The 17,485-nt window shown below is 42.4% G+C and carries 13 protein-coding genes and 1 tRNA gene; 3 read left to right on the plus strand and 11 right to left on the minus strand.

Annotated features, from left to right (window positions below; translation table 11 throughout):
* Positions 1-18 precede the first annotated feature (18 nt).
* The 10 genes from PR766_RS10500 to glyQ form a co-directional block, all read right to left on the minus strand.
* Positions 19-1,551, minus strand: a complete 1,533-nt coding sequence (locus PR766_RS10500; RefSeq protein WP_006663053.1) for an insulinase family protein — start codon at positions 1,549-1,551, stop codon at positions 19-21.
* 354 nt (positions 1,552-1,905) lie between these two features.
* Entirely contained in the window at positions 1,906-2,604 is a 699-nt protein-coding gene (locus tag PR766_RS10505) for a HAMP domain-containing protein (RefSeq protein ID WP_006663054.1), read from the minus strand.
* Between the two features lie 195 nt (positions 2,605-2,799).
* Entirely contained in the window at positions 2,800-3,810 is a 1,011-nt protein-coding gene (dppF, locus tag PR766_RS10510; RefSeq protein ID WP_006663055.1) for a dipeptide ABC transporter ATP-binding subunit DppF, read from the minus strand.
* Positions 3,807-4,787 (minus strand): dipeptide ABC transporter ATP-binding protein, encoded by a 981-nt coding sequence (dppD, locus tag PR766_RS10515; protein ID WP_006659583.1) that lies wholly within the window; start codon positions 4,785-4,787, stop codon positions 3,807-3,809. Before dppD ends, dppF begins: the two co-directional genes overlap by 4 nt.
* A 12-nt stretch (positions 4,788-4,799) precedes the next feature.
* Positions 4,800-5,702, minus strand: coding sequence for a dipeptide ABC transporter permease DppC (dppC, locus tag PR766_RS10520; RefSeq protein ID WP_006659584.1), 903 nt, complete (start codon positions 5,700-5,702; stop codon positions 4,800-4,802).
* 11 nt (positions 5,703-5,713) lie between these two features.
* On the minus strand, positions 5,714-6,733 hold the full coding sequence (gene dppB / locus PR766_RS10525) for a dipeptide ABC transporter permease DppB (protein ID WP_006659585.1): 1,020 nt from the start codon (positions 6,731-6,733) through the stop codon (positions 5,714-5,716).
* A 177-nt stretch (positions 6,734-6,910) separates the two neighbouring features.
* Positions 6,911-8,521: a dipeptide ABC transporter periplasmic-binding protein DppA gene (gene dppA / locus PR766_RS10530; RefSeq protein ID WP_036959677.1), complete on the minus strand. Its 1,611-nt coding sequence runs from the start codon at positions 8,519-8,521 to the stop codon at positions 6,911-6,913.
* Between the two features lie 639 nt (positions 8,522-9,160).
* Positions 9,161-9,237: transfer RNA gene (locus PR766_RS10535), tRNA-Pro, on the minus strand.
* Between the two features lie 230 nt (positions 9,238-9,467).
* Positions 9,468-11,537: a glycine--tRNA ligase subunit beta gene (gene glyS / locus PR766_RS10540; protein WP_006659588.1), complete on the minus strand. Its 2,070-nt coding sequence runs from the start codon at positions 11,535-11,537 to the stop codon at positions 9,468-9,470.
* 9 nt (positions 11,538-11,546) lie between these two features.
* Positions 11,547-12,455 (minus strand): glycine--tRNA ligase subunit alpha, encoded by a 909-nt coding sequence (gene glyQ, locus PR766_RS10545; protein WP_006659589.1) that lies wholly within the window; start codon positions 12,453-12,455, stop codon positions 11,547-11,549.
* 200 nt (positions 12,456-12,655) lie between these two features.
* Between glyQ and PR766_RS10550 the strand changes: the two genes are divergently transcribed.
* Together PR766_RS10550 and PR766_RS10555 are read left to right on the plus strand one after the other, a co-directional pair.
* Positions 12,656-13,219, plus strand: coding sequence for a DNA-3-methyladenine glycosylase I (locus tag PR766_RS10550; RefSeq protein WP_006659590.1), 564 nt, complete (start codon positions 12,656-12,658; stop codon positions 13,217-13,219).
* 205 nt (positions 13,220-13,424) lie between these two features.
* A complete protein-coding gene (locus PR766_RS10555; RefSeq protein ID WP_036959674.1) occupies positions 13,425-14,681 on the plus strand; it encodes a valine--pyruvate transaminase in 1,257 nt (418 codons plus the stop codon).
* Positions 14,682-14,900: 219 nt separating this feature from the next.
* On the opposite strand, the gene PR766_RS10560 is transcribed toward PR766_RS10555, so the two are convergent.
* Complete coding sequence (locus tag PR766_RS10560) at positions 14,901-16,559, minus strand: putative transporter (RefSeq protein WP_006659592.1); 1,659 nt, start codon at positions 16,557-16,559, stop codon at positions 14,901-14,903.
* Positions 16,560-16,885: 326 nt separating this feature from the next.
* On the opposite strand from PR766_RS10560, the gene PR766_RS10565 reads away from it, so the two are divergent.
* Positions 16,886-17,230 (plus strand): YceK/YidQ family lipoprotein, encoded by a 345-nt coding sequence (locus tag PR766_RS10565; RefSeq protein ID WP_036959671.1) that lies wholly within the window; start codon positions 16,886-16,888, stop codon positions 17,228-17,230.
* Positions 17,231-17,485: the final 255 nt, after the last annotated feature.

Raw genomic sequence — 17,485 nt, forward strand, 5'->3', positions numbered from 1 at the left:
TTTGATGAAGATAATGTATTAGCGAGTCAGTGGTGCAGGTATTGGTAGTGCCGGTGCAGGCTCTCCATCTTGCGGCTCTGCGACTGCTGAAGCTTCTGGAGCAGGTTCCACAATCACTGGTGGAGCAGGCCATAACACTTGCGTGAATTTTTGGCGAATCTGCTCTGCATCCATGATCTGTTTTTCTTTTGGCTGAGCTAAAACAATTGCGGCTTCTTGAGATAATAAACGACGAGCTTCCATGTTGACTTGCTCAAGATTTTGGCTGCCTAAGAATGCTTGTCTGAGCAATTGATACTGCTCAGGTGCAATATCTACCACTCCATTTTGCTGAGAAATCAAACGTTGGCTAATCAACACGTCGGTACTGGTACGTGCATACGCAGCAAACAACTGTGACAATTGCACTTGTTTCTCTTTCATCATGTCGTTGAATAGCTCTGGGTCGATACCATTTTGGTTGATTGCCGCCAACTCATTTAAAACCACATCCGAAACAGCTGCCATTTTTTCTGGCGGCGCTGAAATCGCTAATGTGCAGCTTGCTTTTTGATATTGAACACGGCAATCCAGACCTGGCGTTACACCATCGTCAACAAATTTCTGCTTAAAGGTTTTCTGTAATGAGCGGTAAATAGCTTCACGCGCCAGATCACTTCCCCAATAACGTAACAGTACATTGGAATCTTTAATCGGTAACCAATCGATATCCCAAATCAGAGAAAGCGTATCTTGTGTTGCTTTATCTTGCAGAATATTAATAGATTGCGGCTTGACTGATGATAATACGGCAACTGAAACTGGTTCAGAACGTCTACCTTCTAGTGATGAAAACGCTTGAGTGATGCTATCAGATAACATACGCGCATCGACATGCCCAGCCACATACAGTGTCATGACATCGGGTGTATACCATTTTTGATAAAACGAGTTCACACTCGCTAAATCTACTTTACCGTTTGGCTTCTGCCCTGGATCGTAGCCTAACATCGCTGAACCATTAAGGCGTGCACGCCACACAGGATCATTCGCATTGACAGGTAGTGTTGCCACTGGGACATTCGGTACGTTTAACCCACTTTGTAATGAGTTTTCAGTGTACTGCGCTCCAGCTACTGATGTTGCAAGCCAACTTAACGCCTGTTTGATAAGATCAGGACGGTTGTTTGGCAAACTTAAACTGTAGATTGTGTAGTCGTAAGAGACAACGGCTGGAGGTAAGGGCATATCAGGATCAGTCGCCTGACGCCAAAAACTTTGTAATGTAGCAGCAGGAAAAGCGTCAGACTGATGAAGTAGCGCCATCCGAGGGATCAGATAGCTGTACCCTTTTTCACTGGCTTTCTCAGATAATGAACCTGTTTTAATGGCTAACCGAAGTTGAATTCGGTCATTTGGACGCTGTGGTGTTTGTAATAACTGCCAATTAAAGCCATTCTCGAGCTTTCCTTGCTGCCATGCTGGATCGGGTTGTAAAGGTTCAGCACTTGCAAAACCAGTGACTGATAAAAGTACCACTCCGATGATATATCGCACTTTCAAACCCTGCATGTAGACCCCTATGTTCTTTATATCCTTGTATTTAACCGTAAACAGCAACAGATGAATTAACGAAAAACGCTAATTGACTCGGTTAAGCGATATAATTTGGCTTCATCAAAAATTTGATTATCACTATACCCGAAAAAAACATCGTTGCATGTTATTGAGATCATTGGACTGCACTCACTACACTAAGTCGCTACGTTGATCACTAAAATACATCTTGAATACCGCCATCTCGAATGCGGATGTTTTGTATTTTTGAACACTATAAACAGCGAGAGCCGCCTGAATCTTGTCGCTAACAATATGATAGGTATGTGTAATGATATTAGACCACAAACCTTATAACATGTTCATGGCTTAATCTGAATTTTGTCGTTTTATTTGACGATTATAACCTTTCGCCAATAACCCTATCTCATCATCTTGATGATATTGAGAAACCTCTAGGTGATCGACCTGTTGATTTGCTTGCAATTCGCCCGCAATTTTACGTAGTGGGCGTACAATCATGCGGCTCACACACCATGTCATCGCAATAGCAATAATCAGCGCTAACAGCAAATAAGTTGTTATTAATAGTGCAAATGTGTTGAGAGCAAAACGGTATACCCGATTAGAATCCACTTGTAACGTCAAATAACCTTGAGGTTTCGCTTGTGGAGCCATGGTGCCATAGGCATACAAAGGCACAGTCATTTCCACAGGAATACCGATAAGAGGCAAAGACCATTCAGGGATCGGCTTTGGCGTGGCGAAGCTGAGATTCATCACCGTCGCATTATCTACCGTCACAATCGCCTTCCCCATAATTCCTGAGGTTTTCAGGCTGACAAGAAGCCTTTTGACTTCATTTAAATCAGAACTGAGTAGCGAGTCCGTTAATGGTTTTTGGACTTGAACTACAGCATTACTTAATTGATTTAAATAGTCTTGTTTGCGCTGTTCTAACAGGTAAGTAAATTGAATGGACAAAAAAAGTGCAAGAAAAAGCAACGTAATCACAAAGAATACGATCATGCTCTTAAACGTGAGTGAACGTTGGACACGAGTGTTCATTTCCCACAACCTTCCTAATCAAGCTGCTTTTTAAAGAAAAAAATCGGACGAACAGTATACTTGATTTTCCGTATAAAAGAGCATCTTTAAAAAAGAAAGATCACATATTTAGGATAAGCTCCAAATTAACCGCTAAAGTGAGTATAAACAGGATGAGGAAACGGCAGAAAGTCTGTTTTCTGCCGTCTAAAGTCGTTAATTCACGACCACTGCTTGTTTTTCGTCTTCTTCGACAGCAAAACACGCCACTAATTGCTCTCGATAATTTTTCAACGCAGGCTGAGATTGGGTACATGGACCGAACGCTCGTCGACAACGCGCTGCAAATGCACACCCTGGAGGTGGATTAAGCGGGCTGGGTAGTTCCCCCGTTAATTTGATTCGCTCACGGCGTTGGTCTGGATTCAAACGTGGTGTCGCAGATAACAGCGCTTGAGTATAAGGATGTTGAGGATTATTAAAAATCTGCTCTTTCGTCCCTTTTTCTACACAACGCCCCAAATACATCACCATCACTTCGTCCGCAATGTGTTCTACGACTGACAGATCATGGGAGATGAAAACGTAGGAAAGCCCCAATTCTTGCTGCAAATCCATCATGAGGTTCAAAACTTGAGCACGCACAGAAACGTCCAATGCCGAAACGGGTTCATCCGCCACAACCACATCAGGATCTAACATCAAGCCACGAGCAATCGCGATACGCTGACGTTGCCCGCCCGAAAACATATGTGGATAGCGACTATAATGTTCGGTTTTTAGACCAACTTTAGCCATCATCGATAACACTTTTTCTTTACGCTGTTCTTTAGACAAGGAAGTGTTAATCAATAAGGGCTCTTCCAAAATTTGCCCCACTTTTTTACGTGGATTCAATGAGCCATAGGGGTTTTGAAAGACGATTTGAATTTTTTGACGACGTAACTTCTCCGCCGATTTATCTTTGATCAGCAAGTTTTGGTCGCGATAATACAGCTCACCCTCGGAAGGCTGCTCAATCATCGTGAGTAAGCGACCAAGTGTGGATTTACCACAGCCTGACTCCCCAACCACCGCCAATGTTTTTCCCTTTTCTAACTCAAAAGAGACGCCATCAAGTGCTTTCAGGGTTTTCTCCTTTGAGAAAACGCCCCCTTTCACTGAATAGTATTTTTTCAAATCTACCGCTTTTAATAACGGCATTCCTTTGGAATGTTGTTCACTCATAGCGTTGGTCTCCCCATATCATCCAGTGGCATATGACATTTCACCTGACGGTCGCCAATGGTCTGCAATGCAGGCTCTTCTTGGCGGCAACGATCCGTCGCGTACGGGCAACGAGGATTGAGCAGACACCCTTCAGGGCGATCATATTTACCAGGTACGACACCCGGCAATGACGCCAAGCGAGATTTATTACTGGCAAACTCAGGCAACGCACGCAATAGCGCTTGTGTGTAGGGGTGTCTTGGATGTTTAAAAATATCCTTCGCTTTTGCCGACTCCACCACTTGCCCTGCATACATCACGATAATGTGATGTGCTGCTTCTGAGACTAAAGCTAAGTCATGGGTGATCAACACTAACGCCATATTTTCTTGTTGTTGTAATTCCAATAATAGCTCGATGATCTGAGCTTGAATCGTCACGTCTAGGGCCGTGGTTGGTTCATCTGCAATCAACAACTTAGGACGACAAGCAATTGCCATCGCAATCATAATTCGTTGGCTCATCCCTCCAGATAATTGATGAGGATAAACGTCAAGACGAGAATGCGGATCGGGAATTCCCACCATATTTAAGAGGTCAACGGCGCGCTGTTTACGCGTGCTTCTACTGCCACCTTGATGGACTTTCAGCGCTTCCATAATCTGGTAGCCAACGGTAAAGCAAGGGTTCAGACTGGTCATCGGATCTTGGAAAATCATGGCCACATCTGCACCGACAATTTGACGACGTTCTTTTTCTGGTATGGACAGGAGATCACGCCCATCAAACTGCAGTGATTGCGCCATCACTTTTCCGGGGTAATCAATTAACCCCATAATCGCAAGAGAACTAACCGATTTACCGGAACCAGACTCACCCACAATTCCTACCACTTGTCCTTTCTCAACTTGATAGCTGATGCGGTCAACGGCGCGAAATGGGGTCTCTTCGTCACCAAAGTGAACAGAGAGTTGTTCTACATTTAACAATGCCATTAGATTACCTCATCACTGCTTGAGTTTTGGATCAAAGGCGTCACGCAAACCATCACCCATCAGGTTAAACGCTAATACCGTTAATAAAATTGCTAATCCAGGGAACGTAACAACCCACCATGCGCTTTGTGCAAACTGCAACACGTCAGACAACATCGTTCCCCATTCTGGTGTTGGTGGCTGAGCCCCCATTCCCAGAAAACCCAGTGCAGCCATATCTAGAATGGCATTTGAAAATCCTAACGACGCCTGCACAATCAGCGGTGCTAAACAGTTAGGTAAAATATTGACGAACATTTGACGGAATGCACCTGCTCCAGCAACTCTAGAAGCAGTCACATAGTCTCGGTTAACCTCTACTAACACCGCGGCTCGCGTCAAACGAATGTAGTGCGGTAATGCGACAAAGGTTAACGCTATCGAGGCATTGACAATGGAAGGACCAAAAATTGCGACTAGAACTAATGCTAATAATAAACTTGGCAGCGCTAACATGATGTCGACCACACGCATAATCAGCGCATCAACCACACCACCAAAATAACCCGCAATCACCCCAATCGTTACACCCATTATCAGGGATAACACAACGACTAAACAGCCGACTAACAAAGAAAGTCTTGCGCCATACATCAGTCGGGATAAGAGATCACGCCCCACATCATCCGTCCCAAGGATAAACTCCCATGAACCTCCGTCTTCCCAAACTGGCGGAGTCAACAACGCCTGACGGAACTGCTCATCTGGAGCATGAGGTGCTAATACGCCAGCAAAAATAGCGATTAATACCATCAAAATAATGTAGAACATGCCTACGACAGCGCCTTTATTGCGCTTAAAGTAATGCCAAAATTCTTGTAAGGGTGTCATCGGCTTCGGGGCGCTGACAGCTTTAGACTCAGTTGTTTGAGACATTCTTACGCTCCTTATTTTTTATGACGAATACGAGGGTTAACAATGCCATACAGCACATCAACCACTAAGTTAACGAAGATAATCAAGGTTGCGACGAGTAATACTCCCCCTTGAACGACGGGGTAATCTCGACGTTGTAATCCTTCAATTAACCAACGACCTAATCCTGGCCATGAGAATATCGTTTCGGTCAAAATAGCCCCTGCAAGCATTACCCCCACCTGCAAACCGATCACCGTCACTACCGGCAGCAGCGCATTACGCAGCGCGTGAATTAAAATCACACGTGCACGGCTGACACCTTTTGCGCGCGCAGTACGAATATAATCTTCCCCTAATACTTCCAACATGGCAGAACGTGTCATGCGCACAATCACGGCTAGCGGGATAGTTCCAAGGACAATAGAAGGTAAAATCAAATGTTCAACCGCATCTTTGAAGTCACCAGCTTCCCCCCAAATGAGGGTATCAATTAACATGAATCCAGTGAGTGGATTAGAGTCATCAAGGAAGACCGTGTCGCTAACCCTTCCGGCGACAGGCGTCAGATCCCACTGGACCGATACCAGCATGATCAACATGATCCCCCACCAGAAAATTGGCATTGAGTAGCCTGTTAATGAAACACCGATCGCTGTGTGATCGAAAATAGAACCACGCTTAACCGCAGCTAACACCCCAACAGGGATCCCCACAGAAACCGCGAAAATCATTGCACACGTCGCCAATTCGACCGTGGCTAGGAAGCGAGGTAAAAATTCCTCCCAAACGCCAATGCGGCTTTTTAAGGAGATCCCTAAATCACCGTGCAGTACACCGTTCAGATAATGGAGATATTGTTTCCAAAGTGGCTGATCGAGTCCTAATTCAGCCATTAAATAGGCGTGTCTTTCTGGAGATAATCCTCGTTCGCCCGCCATAATCATGACTGGGTCACCTGGGATCATATGAACGAAAGCAAATGTAAGTAGCGTGATACCGATAAAGGTGGGGATCACGAGCCCGAATCGTCGGAGGATAAATTGCAGCATATCCTGAGTCTCTTTAATAATGCCGTCGACGGCTCTTAGTCCGCTTGGCTGGTCAGAAAAAACAACGTTTTCATCTGCTCACAAATAACTAAATTTATCTGTTTCTTCTGAATGTCAGAGGAGAAAACGCCCTCCGCTGCAAAGAGGCAACGAAGGGCATTTACAGATTAAAAACAATTACTTATCAATGTCTACGTTTTCGAAGTGGTGTTTACCTAATGGATCAACCACGTAACCTTTCACTTCTTTACGCACAGGCTCAAATACCGTGGAGTGAGCGATGATCAGCGCTGGTGCTTGCTCGTTCATCACCACTTGAGCTTGTTTGTATAGCTCAACACGTTTGTTGTGATCGGATGTCATACGTGCAGGTTGAATCACGTCTTCAAAGCTTTGATCACACCATTTAGAGTAGTTTGAACCCTGTTTTTTCGCTGCGCAGCTGAACAATGTCGCGAAGAAGTTATCAGGGTCACCATTGTCCCCAGTCCAACCCATCATTACAGTTTGTGGCTCGCCGCTCTTAGCTCGTTTCAGGTATTCACCCCACTCGTAGCTAACAACTTTCGATTTAACGCCAATTTTCGCCCAGTCAGCTTGGATCATTTCTGCCATTCTGCGCGCATTTGGGTTATATGGACGTTGTACTGGCATCGCCCACAGATCGATTTCAAACCCTTCAGGGAAGCCCGCTTCCGCCAGCAGTTTTTTCGCTTTTTCTGGGTTGTATTCGGTATCTTTAATCGCGTCGTTATAACCCCACATTGTTGGTGGAATTAAGTTTTTCGCTTTTTGACCCGCGCCCTGATAAACCGCTTGGATGATGGCGTCTTTATTTACAGCCATCGATAGCGCTTGGCGAACTTTTTGGTTATCCAGTGGTTTTTTCTCAACGTTATAAGAAAGGTAACCTACGTTCAGACCTGGCTGCTCCATTAACGTAATTTCTTTATCTGCTTTCATGCGTTCTAAGTCTGCCGGATTTGGATACGGCATAACTTGGCACTCATTTTTTTGCAGTTTTGCATAACGCACTGATGCATCAGGAGTGATAGAGAATACTAAGCGATCAATCTTCGGTACATTGCCCCAGTAGTCTTTGTTCGCTTTGTACAGAATACGAGAATCTTTCTGGTACTGTTGCAGCTCAAAAGGACCTGTTCCGATTGGGTTTAAATCAACTTTCTCAGGCGTTTTCGCTTTCAACATTTGATCAGCATATTCCGCAGATAAAATGGAAGCGAAGTCCATTGCCATATCAGCTAAGAATGGTGCTTCAGGACGAGTTAGTGTGATGCGAACGGTGTTGTCATCGACTTTCTCAACTTTGTCGATGATCTTATCCATGTCCATCCCCATGAAGTACTCATAGCTACCGCCAGAAACTTTGTGATATGGGTGATTTGGATCTTTCTGGCGCATGAATGTGTAAATAACATCATCCGCATTCAAGTCACGGCTTGGCTTGAAATCTTTATTTGAATGCCACTTCACGCCTTTGCGCAGATGGAAGGTGTACACTTTGCCATCGTCACTCACTTCCCAACTCTCTGCTAAACCAGGCTCAATTTCAGTGGTGCCCAATTTAAATTCAACTAAGCGGTTATACAGAGGAATAGAACTCGCATCATAAGTTGTCCCAGAGGTAAACAACTGCGGGTTAAACCCTTCAGGTGAACCTTCAGAACAATAAACCAGTGTTTTAGCCTGTACTGAGGCAGACACAGCCAAAGCAGCTAATGTTAAGCCTACAGTTAATAAACCTGTCTTTTTCATCGAGAGCGTCATTGGTAATGCTCCTGTGGTGTATGTTGTTTTATCGAATACTGAAATCCGCCTTGAACAAGACAGATGTCGTATCTGTATTTTTTTGTTATTCACTGTGCAATTAATCAACTGGAATACATTTCGTCAATAGCATTATTCTCTGTAACAATTTGGCTTAAATGACACATTTCGGATTATTTTGGTGTAAATATAGCCTGATATGTTACAAAAATGTTTATTAACCAGCGGTTATAACCACAGAAACATTACTGAATAGATTTTTATAGGGACGTTAATTATTTGTATATTTGTGATTAAGTGCTGAATTACTGAGCGGAAATGGTGGGCAATACAAAAAACTGCAACATAAAACGCTAAATAGAATTTGTATAAAACTATTTGATAGCTGATTGTTTTGCATGTTTTTTATACTAAAAATAATTATTAGCGAATTTATATATCATATTCCTATTTTCACGGGATCGCGGGTGAAAATACCAATCGCATAATGAAAGTGTGCTTTGAAGTGAATTTGAATTGAAGATATGGACTGAAAAAACATCGTCTTATTTGTGTTCAAAGAACAACAGAAGAAAGAAAAGAAAAATGAAGGGAACTATAAACGAAAAAACCCACCTCTATGAGGTGGGTTTTGGAATTTGGTCGGCGAGAGAGGATTCGAACCTCCGACCCACTGGTCCCAAACCAGTTGCGCTACCAAGCTGCGCTACTCGCCGAAAACGGTGTGAATAATACTGCCAAGAATGGGGATCGTCAACCCTATTTTTAGTGAAAACCGTTCGTATGCTGATAAAACCATCAAAATGGTATGGTTTCTTAATTTTAAGCCTATTTTAGGACAAAAAATAAGCGCTAAAAATATTTAGCGCTTATTTATCCCAATCACTGGGAAGGCAATATTTATTCAATCATTTTTTTAATCAAAAATAACTGACTAAAAATCAACCTATTGCAACAGAGAGATATCTGCTACTTTTAAGAATAACTCGCGAAGCTGGCTTAACAGGGTTAAACGGTTAATACGTACCGCAGGATCTTCATCCATTACCATGACGTTCGCAAAGAATTCATCAACCACTTCACGTAAAGAGGCTAACTCAACCAATGCTTCTTGGTAGTTACGTTCAGCAAACATTGGCGCTAACTTGTCTTGCAGTACCACAACGTGAGTTGCTAACTTCACTTCTTCTGGGGTTTTCAGTACAGAAGCTAACACGCTATCGGCGAGTTTTTCTTCTGACTTGCTCAGAATATTAGAAACACGTTTATTGGCGGCTGCCAGCGTTTGTGCTTCTTCTAAAGAGCGGAAGTGAGTCACTGCTTTAACACGAGCATCAAAGTCAGCAGGCTGAGTTGGGCGACGAGCTAATACCGCTTGGATGGTATCGATGCTGTAGCCTAGTTCTTGGTACCAAGAACGGAAGCGACCCAGCATGAACTCAACCACATCTTCCACGACATTTTTGTTAGTTAGTTTATCGCCATACAGACGCACAGCTTCTTGGGTCATTTCCACAAGATCAAGCTGATAGCCTTTTTCAACGATAATACGTAACACACCTAATGCCGCACGGCGCAGAGCGAATGGGTCTTTATCCCCTTTTGGATGCTGGCCGATACCGAAAATACCTGCGAGGGTATCCATTTTTTCTGCTAATGCTAATGCCGCAGAAACATCGGTAGATGGCAGTTCATCCCCCGCAAAACGCGGTTGATATTGTTCTTTCAGTGCAAGAGCAACATCTTCTGACTCACCGTCATGGCGAGCATAGTGCATTCCCATGACACCTTGAGTGTCTGTGAATTCAAAGACCATGTTGGTCATTAAGTCACATTTTGCCAGTAAACCAGCACGAGTTGCATGATTAACATCTGCACCGATTTTACTTGCAATCCAACCCGCTAACGCTTCTAAACGGTCAGTTTTATCACGCAGGGTTCCCAGCTGTTGCTGGAACAGTACAGTTTCTAAACGTGGTAAATTATCTTCTAGACGCTGTTTACGGTCGGTTTTGAAGAAAAACTCCGCATCCGCTAAACGCGGGCGAACAACTTTTTCGTTACCGGAAATAATTTGCTGAGGATCTGATGACTCAATATTTGCCACAAAGATAAAGTTTGGCATTAACTTGCCAGCATCATCATAGACAGGGAAATATTTTTGGTCGCCCTTCATGGTGTACACCAATGCTTCAGCAGGAACTTCTAAGAATTTATCTTCGAATTTTGCTGTTAGTACCACTGGCCATTCAACCAAAGAGGTGACTTCTTCAACTAAGCTGTCTGTGAGATCTGCTTTACCGCCTAACGCTTTAGCTGCTTTTTCTGCGTTCGCAATAATTATCGCTTTACGCTCAGCGTAATCCGCAATCACTTTACCACGTGTGCGTAAAATTTCTGGGTATTGCTCCGCGTTATCAATGGTGAATTCAGCTTCACCCATAAAGCGGTGACCACGAATAATACGGTCGCTCTTAATACCAAGAATCTCACCGTTAACGATATCACTACCCAACAGTAACGTGACCGTATGAACAGGACGCACAAACTGAGTGTCTTTATCTGCCCAACGCATTAATTTAGGGATAGGTAATTTCGCCAGAGATCGGCTTACCATATCAATCAGTAATTCACTGACAGGCTGCCCTTTCATTTGAGCACGATAAAGTAACCATTCACCCTTATCGGTTGTTAAGCGTTCCGCTTGGTCGACTGTAATACCGCAACCACGTGCCCAACCTTCAGCTGCTTTTGTTGGTTTACCTTCCGCATCAAACGCTTGCGAAATCGCTGGACCACGTTTTTCAACTTCACGATCTGGCTGAGCTGCGGCTAAGCTTTCTACTTTCAACGCTAAACGGCGAGGTGCAGCGAACCAATTCACCGCACCGTGAGTAATATCTGCACTATCTAATTCAGCCGTAAAGTTGGCTGCGAATGATTCTGCAAGAGAACGAAGAGCCTTCGGCGGTAACTCTTCTGTACCGATTTCCACAAGGAAAGTCTGTTGAGTCATGACAGCCTCTTAGTTCTTATGACACATAGGGAAACCCAGCGCTTCACGAGAAGCATAATAAGCTTCTGCGACCCCTTTAGTCAGGGTGCGAATGCGTAAAATATAACGCTGGCGTTCGGTTACTGAAATTGCTTTACGGGCATCCAGTAAGTTAAAGGTGTGAGCCGCTTTCAAAATACGCTCGTAGGCCGGCAGTGGCAGTGGCGTTTCTAAAGCGAGCAGGTATTGGGCTTCTTTCTCATACTCTTCAAAGCATTTGAATAAAAACTCAACATTTGCATGCTCAAAGTTATAAGTAGACTGTTCAACTTCGTTTTGATGATAAATATCACCATAAGTGGTCTTGCCTAGAGGGCCATCACACCAAACCAAATCGTACACGCTATCAACGCCTTGAATATACATCGCAAGACGCTCAAGACCGTAAGTGATCTCACCGGTAACCGGTTTACACTCCAAGCCACCTACTTGTTGGAAATAAGTGAACTGAGTCACCTCCATTCCATTTAACCACACTTCCCAGCCCAAGCCCCAAGCACCTAATGTTGGGTTTTCCCAGTTGTCTTCAACGAAGCGGATATCATGGACTGTAGGGTCAATACCCAGCTCTTTTAATGAGCCTAGGTACAACTCTTGAATATTGTCAGGTGAAGGTTTGATAATCACCTGAAACTGGTAATAGTGTTGTAAACGGTTTGGGTTCTCACCGTAGCGACCATCGGTTGGTCGACGAGATGGCTGAACATAAGCTGCTGCGATAGGTTCTGGACCTAAAGCGCGCAAACACGTCATTGGGTGTGAAGTACCAGCGCCGACTTCCATGTCCAGTGGTTGAACAATGGTACAGCCTTGGCGCGCCCAGTAGTCCTGTAATGTCAGGATAAGACCTTGGAAGGTTTTGGTATCAAACTTTTGCATGTTAGATCCGCACGCGATACGTGAAATTTAAGAAAGTGACCAGTATACCCTTTGACCGCCAGATATACAGCAATGAATACATATGTAATCATTCTAAAAAGAAAAAAAATTAATTTCACCCCTTTAAAACTGTATTTTTATACAGTATAAAGATTCTATTCTTGCTCACAAGCTGAACATAATTAGAAAAAGGATGAAAAATGGAAACATTGCCCACTCGCTGCCATTGGGTTAACCAAGACCCTGAATATATTGCCTACCACGATAATGAATGGGGGAAACCTACCAAAGATAATCACCAACTATTTGAAATGATCTGCCTTGAAGGGCAACAAGCGGGGCTGTCTTGGTATACCATTTTGAAAAAACGCCAAGGTTATCGAGAACTATTCCATCAATTTGATCCCGAAAAAATTGCCTTAATGAATGAAACCGATGTAGAACGATTGATGCAAGACGCTCGCATTATCCGTAACCGATTAAAAATCAATGCGATTATTTCCAATGCTAAAGCTTATCTATCCATGAAAAACCACGGTGAGGATTTTTCGACGTTTATTTGGGCGTTTGTTAATCATCAACCTAAAGTCAATAACTGGACTGAATCATCCCAAGTTCCTGCGGAAACAGAACTGTCTAAAACACTCTCTAAAGCCCTAAAAAAACAAGGTTTTAAATTTGTTGGTTCAGTGACTTGCTACGCCTTTATGCAAGCCACTGGTATGGTTAATGATCATTTAGTAAGTTGTTGCCAATATAAATAAATCAGAGTTTATCCATAATAACCGAATAAATTGCAATTCAAATAAACTACATTTAACACACAAGTTAATTCAAAAAACCAATTTATTATTAATATTTGATATTTTATATGAAAAATAACTGTAACTATGCTATTGAACTCCAGATGGTAGCGCGGTATGTTTGAAATTCCATTAACAAACTCATCAATAGACGTGAAAAAACACAATGAATTTCTCTAAATTTGGTAATAAATTTGCTAAGAATTCAGGTATTTCAGAATTAATGAAAGACTTGAATGAAGGCATTCGAACCCCCGGCGCTATTATGCTGGGTGGTGGGAATCCTGCTCATATCCCCGAAATGGACAAATACTTTCAGGATCTCCTTGCAGAGATGTGTGCAAATGGTCAATTAACCGACACATTATGCAATTATGATGGTCCTCAAGGCAAAGATGCCATGTTGAAAGCGCTAGCAGCAACTCTAAAAGCGAAACTAGGCTGGGATATCAGTGCACGAAATATTGCGCTAACAAACGGTAGCCAAAGTGCGTTTTTCTATCTATTTAACTTACTTGCTGGTCGCTTTGAAGATGGTATCTCCCGTAAAGTTCTATTCCCTATCGCACCAGAGTATGTCGGGTATGCAGATTCAGGACTGGATGAAGATCTTTTTGTTGCTAACAAGCCACAAATTGAGTTCTTACCGGATGGACAATTTAAGTATCATGTTGATTTCAATACACTAGAGATCACGAAAGACATTGGGGTTATTTGTGTATCACGTCCAACCAACCCAACAGGAAACGTGATTACAGATGAAGAAGTTCTGCACCTCGATCAATTGGCGAAGCAGCACAACATTCCATTACTGATTGATAATGCCTATGGCGTTCCTTTCCCCGGTATTATTTTTAGTGAAGCCACTCCATTTTGGAATGAAAACATTATTCTGTGCATGAGCCTGTCAAAACTGGGTCTACCGGGCACACGTTGCGGCATCATCATTGGTAGTGAGGATTTAATTGATGCTATCAGCAATATGAATGGCATCATTAGCCTTGCCCCTGGAGGTATTGGTCCAAGCATCGCACTTGAAATGCTACAGCGTGATGATTTATTTAAACTATCTCAAAATATTGTTGGTCCATTTTATAAACAGCGTGTTGAAGAAGTTATTAAAATCATTCGCCGCTACATTCCTGAAGATAGATGCCTCATCCATAAGCCTGAAGGCGCTATTTTCTTATGGCTCTGGTTTAAAGATATGCCAATTAGCGGTTTGGAACTTTACCGTCGTTTAAAAAAACGTGGTGTGTTGATGGTTCCTGGGCACTATTTCTTCCCGGGGCTTGAAGAGGATTGGCAACATGCACATGAATGTATGCGAATGAATTATGTACCTGAGCCAGAAAAAATTGAGCAAGGCATTCAAATCCTCGCTCAAGAGTTAGACAAAGCCTATCAAGAATCTGAACGCTAGGTCTAATTAATAGATTAAAAAAAGCCCTTTCCATCAAGGAAAGGGCCAAAATTAGCGAGAACTCCATAATTGAAATCGAATATATTTGTTCATGACAAATGTTATTCGCGGTTATTAAACCACTTTTCTGATATCAGTTATGGCGAGAACAAGCCCCAATTACACCCTTATATAGACGGATACTTTTTCTCCACATCTCATTTTCCCATTCAACCATCGTCATAACGCCCAAAATAAAATGGCTAATAACTGCGGTGATATAATGCGTAAAAACATTGCTAATGGGTAAACCGTTGCATAGGAAAGTGCCGCAGCTCCACTCGTTGGGTGAATATTATTGGCAAAGGCTAATGCAGGAGGATCCGTCATTGAACCTGCGAGTACTCCACATAAACTTAGATAATTCATTTTACCGAAGATACGAGCAACTAGACCCGTGATGAACAACGGGATAAATGTAATTAATATCCCATAACCAATCCACCTGAGCCCATCACCTTGAATAAGAGTTTCGATAAAACTGCCACCTGAATTTAATCCTACCACCGCAAGGAACATCACGATCCCCAGTTCTCGTAATGCTAAGTTTGCACTTGGTGGCATAAACCAATACAACCGCCCAATAGTACCTATTCGACCAAGAATCAAAGCCACAACCAATGGTCCTCCTGCCAAACCTAATTTCAATGCAGCAGGAAAGCCCGGAACAAAAATTGGTAACGAGCCTAAAACAACACCTAAGCCAATCCCAATAAACACAGGTAACATTTGAACTTGTTGTAATTTTTGTTTCGCATTACCCAGTAAAGCCGTTACCGCTTCAATCGACTCTGGGCGCCCAACAATATTCAGAATATCACCGAATTGCAGCACTGAATTATTGTTCGCCATCAGGTCAATACCCGTTCGATTCAAACGCGTCACGACCACATCGTACTTTTGCTTCAGATTCAACTCTTTTAGTCGCTTACTTAGCACTGCATCATTAGTGACCACGACTCGGACTGAGTGTAATACGGAGCTAGATGTTGATAATGATGCGTCTACCTCTTCCCCTAAAATTAAACGAACTTTATTTAAGTCCTCTTTCTGCCCAACCACATGCAGTAAGTCACCAAGATGGATTTCCGTTGTTGGTTGAGGCACAACAAGCATTTCACCACGCTTGAGCCGCGAGCAAACAATTTCTTCATTACCTAGCATAGGAATATCTTGAATCATCAAACCATCAAGATTGCTATTACGTACCGCAATGTTCATGGTTTGCAATAAGTCTCTATGCTGAACATTTGTGCTATTAAACTCTGATGCTTCTTTTTCTACTGAAATGCGGAAAATAATTCGCACTAGCCACATCACTAAAAGAATACCGCAAATACCCATAGGGTAAGCCATGGCATATCCCATTCCCATCTGACCGATCAAACTAGGATCAGAACCTAAATCAGAAAGGATTTGCTGCCCCGCACCTAGGGAAGGTGTATTCGTTACAGCACCAGAAAAGATACCTAAAATAATCGGTAAAGGAATATCGGCAATTTTATAGATAATAGCGGTAACGACCGCACCTAAAATAACCACCATCAACGCAAAGCCGTTAAGTTTTAAGCCTGAAACGCGCAAAGAGGAGAAGAAGCCGGGTCCCACTTGTATCCCGATGGTATAAACAAACAGGATAAGACCAAACTCTTGAATAAAATGCAGCATATCATTATTGAGAGACAAGCCATAACTGCGTGCAAAATGCCCAACGATGATCCCACCGAAGAGAACGCCACCTATCCCTAAACCCACATTGCGGATTTTCCAATTACCTATCCATAAGCCTAATGCGGCAGCTAAGGCTAATAAACTGACTGTAAGCGCTAATTCACTCATAGACCGCTATCCTTTTGACGACAGTAACCAAAATATGGGACATACGGAGTATTACATTTATAACTGAATCGATTGTGCCAAATAAATACAAGGGAAGTTGTGTGATAGAGCACAGTTCACAGCAATTCAATCGCGCAGCTTAATTCCACAAATAAAACAATTCCATTGCTAATTATTAACATGACCGACATAAAATAATACAAAAAAGAACTATTATTCAGAGTGTATCTTAAATAATAATAGGTTCCCGAGATTGTGAATTTTTTGTTTTTAGTTATCATGATATCAAGTTAGACAAAGCCCCTCTCAATGTAGGTCAACATTATATGCCAAGCTTGATTTTTTTTAGGTCGTTAGCATTTTCCACATCATTGATTTTTACATTGAGCGGTTGCTCAAGTATTATGACTCATGCAGGCCCTACCGATAGTTATTATCCTGGCACTAAAAATAGTATTGATATGTTGCAACATGAAGATACTGGCTGGGTTGTTAAACCGCTACTTATTATTGATTTACCGTTCACAGCTGTTGTAGATACATTATTAATCCCTATTGATTATATGCATTCCAGCGATTCTCAAACCGCTGAATCACCAAAAAAGCGCGTAGAACAACTTGATAAGCAACAAGAATCAAAAAAACATAATGAAAAGCCCATTATTGAATAGTATTTATTCGACACTCCAATTAGGAATATAATATTTCTGTTTCATTAATAATGTTGTTTTAATTTGGCTTAATATTTTATTCTTTCATTGAACGATTTATCATCTCCTTTAATCTATTCTATTTAATACCGCGATGATTAGTTTTAACCAATACTTTTCATTTCATATCGCACATTTCATTTAATGAAAGTTTTTGCCTTTTATTTTGCTGAAGAATAAAAAGATGAATCATTATCTCTTTATTCTTCATGAGTG

The organism is Providencia sp. PROV208 (assembly GCF_028479465.1).
Classification (GTDB): domain Bacteria; phylum Pseudomonadota; class Gammaproteobacteria; order Enterobacterales; family Enterobacteriaceae; genus Providencia; species Providencia alcalifaciens.

Excerpts from the sequence above, each read along its gene's own strand:
- PR766_RS10500 (WP_006663053.1), bottom strand. The coding sequence starts at position 1,551 with ATGCAGGGTTTGAAAGTGCGATATATCATCGGAGTGGTACTTTTATCA.
- PR766_RS10505 (WP_006663054.1), bottom strand. The coding sequence starts at position 2,604 with ATGAACACTCGTGTCCAACGTTCACTCACGTTTAAGAGCATGATCGTA.
- dppF (WP_006663055.1), bottom strand. The coding sequence starts at position 3,810 with ATGAGTGAACAACATTCCAAAGGAATGCCGTTATTAAAAGCGGTAGAT.
- dppD (WP_006659583.1), bottom strand. The coding sequence starts at position 4,787 with ATGGCATTGTTAAATGTAGAACAACTCTCTGTTCACTTTGGTGACGAA.
- dppC (WP_006659584.1), bottom strand. The coding sequence starts at position 5,702 with ATGTCTCAAACAACTGAGTCTAAAGCTGTCAGCGCCCCGAAGCCGATG.
- dppB (WP_006659585.1), bottom strand. The coding sequence starts at position 6,733 with ATGCTGCAATTTATCCTCCGACGATTCGGGCTCGTGATCCCCACCTTT.
- dppA (WP_036959677.1), bottom strand. The coding sequence starts at position 8,521 with ATGACGCTCTCGATGAAAAAGACAGGTTTATTAACTGTAGGCTTAACA.
- glyS (WP_006659588.1), bottom strand. The coding sequence starts at position 11,537 with ATGACTCAACAGACTTTCCTTGTGGAAATCGGTACAGAAGAGTTACCG.
- glyQ (WP_006659589.1), bottom strand. The coding sequence starts at position 12,455 with ATGCAAAAGTTTGATACCAAAACCTTCCAAGGTCTTATCCTGACATTA.
- PR766_RS10550 (WP_006659590.1), top strand. The coding sequence starts at position 12,656 with ATGGAAACATTGCCCACTCGCTGCCATTGGGTTAACCAAGACCCTGAA.
- PR766_RS10555 (WP_036959674.1), top strand. The coding sequence starts at position 13,425 with ATGAATTTCTCTAAATTTGGTAATAAATTTGCTAAGAATTCAGGTATT.
- PR766_RS10560 (WP_006659592.1), bottom strand. The coding sequence starts at position 16,559 with ATGAGTGAATTAGCGCTTACAGTCAGTTTATTAGCCTTAGCTGCCGCA.
- PR766_RS10565 (WP_036959671.1), top strand. The coding sequence starts at position 16,886 with ATGCCAAGCTTGATTTTTTTTAGGTCGTTAGCATTTTCCACATCATTG.